This is a genomic window from Deltaproteobacteria bacterium (assembly GCA_009930495.1).
Taxonomy (GTDB): Bacteria; Desulfobacterota; Desulfovibrionia; order Desulfovibrionales; family Desulfomicrobiaceae; genus Desulfomicrobium.
In genome coordinates this window covers 1-1,780 of the sequence record RZYB01000339.1, presented here as the reverse complement: position 1 = coordinate 1,780, position 1,780 = coordinate 1, and the positions used below count along the sequence as shown (strand labels likewise).

Below are 1,780 nucleotides of genomic sequence, written 5' to 3'. Positions count from 1 at the left end.
GAAACCCTGCCGGAGGGGCTGGAGGCCCCGCGTTGAATCCAACGGCTCCAGGTAGGGCGAACCCTCCGGGTGAGCCGGGATCGAAAACCCTCCCGACACGGCTCGGCAAGGATGCCTCGCCCTACCCAGCAGCCGTTGCGCAATCCAGGTCTTCTGGTAGGGCAAACCCTCCGGGTGAGCCGCCGCATTCATTCCCCATACGCAAGAAACTTCCCCACGTCGTTCCGTCTTGGGTTTCACAAGGTGCCCGCCATTTCATCACGGTCAACTGCAAACAGAGAATCGGTTCACCCCTCCTTTCCGCCGCCCCATCCCTATTGGAAAGCGCCACCATCTACGAGCAACTCGGTCGCTGGTATTTGTGGTTGATGGTGATCATGCCGGACCATCTGCATTTCATTGCCACCTTCAACCTGGATCATGGCATCCAATCCACGGTCAAGGCTTGGAAAAGCCATCAAGCCAAGCATCAGGATATCAATTGGCAATCCGGCTTCTTCGAGCATCGCGTGCGCAATGATGCGGAGTTTGAAGAAAAGTCCCATTACATCCGCTGGAATCCGGTTCGGAAAGGGCTTGTGAAATCTCCGGAGGAGTGGCCGCATGCGATTGACCGAACCCGGCTCGGCAAGGATGCCTCGCCCTACCCAACAGCCGACCCAACGCACGCCTCTTCGGGTAGGGCGAACCGTCCCGGTGAGCCGCATTCCCGGCTCGGCAAGGATGCCTCGCCCTACCCAACAGCCGATGCAAAACCCACGTCCTCTGGTAGGGCGAACCCTCCGGGTGAGCCGCACAAGAATTTTGGAGAATCTCCATGACCTGCAGCACCGTCCCCGGCCCTGAACCCCGCAAGCTGACCAATCCCTTCGAGCGCTATCTGACCGTCTGGGTCGCGCTGTGCATCGCCGGCGGCATCCTGCTCGGCAAGCTCGCGCCCGATTTCGCCAAGACTCTCGACGGCCTGGCCATTTCGGTCAACGGCGCACCCGTCGTCTCGATCCCCATCGCCGTCTGCCTGTTCTTCATGATGTATCCCATCATGGTGAAGATCGACTTCGCCTCGGTCATCAAGGCCGGCAAGAGCGGCAAGCCCGTGGGACTGACGTTGTTCGTCAACTGGGCCATCAAGCCCTTCACGATGTATGCCATCGCCGCGTTCTTCCTTGGATTCGTCTTCAAATCGTTCATCGGACCGGACGCGCTGGATCTGGTCAAAATGCCCTTCGGCCTCGATCTGCCCGTCGGCGCGGAACACGGCGCGGGCACGGTGGTGCTGGTCGAGGGCGTCAAGATGCTGCAGGTGCCGTTGTGGCGCAGCTACTTGGCCGGTTGCATTCTGCTGGGGATCGCGCCCTGCACCGCCATGGTGCTGGTATGGGGCTACCTCGCCCGCGGCAACGACGGCCTCACCCTCGTCATGGTGGCCATCAATTCGCTGACGATGCTCCTGCTCTACGGCGTGCTGGGCGGTTTCCTGCTGGGCGTCGGCCGCCTCCCCGTCCCGTGGCAGGCCCTCTTGCTCTCCATCGCGATCTACGTGGCCCTGCCGCTCGTCGCCGGCTATCTCTCTCGCAAGTGGATCCTCGCGACCCAGGGCGAAGCGTGGTTCAAGGAAAAGTTCCTGCACGTGCTCACGCCGGTTTCGATCCTGGCCCTGCTGGCCACGCTGGTGCTGTTGTTCAGTTTCAAGGGCGAGGTCATCCTGGCCCGTCCGCTGACCATCCTGTGGATCGCGATTCCCCTGTTTCTCCAGACGATGCTCATTTTCGCCTTGGGC

The 1,780-nt window shown here is 61.3% G+C and carries 2 protein-coding genes; both read left to right on the top strand.

Annotated elements, in window-relative coordinates; genetic code table 11:
• The first annotated feature begins 317 nt into the window (after positions 1–317).
• A complete protein-coding gene (locus EOL86_14480) occupies positions 318–821 on the top strand; it encodes a hypothetical protein (protein NCD26778.1) in 504 nt (167 codons plus the stop codon).
• The coding region (locus EOL86_14475; GenBank protein ID NCD26777.1) for an arsenical-resistance protein at positions 818–1,780 on the top strand (963 nt) is incomplete at its 3' end. The genes EOL86_14480 and EOL86_14475, both read left to right, overlap by 4 nt.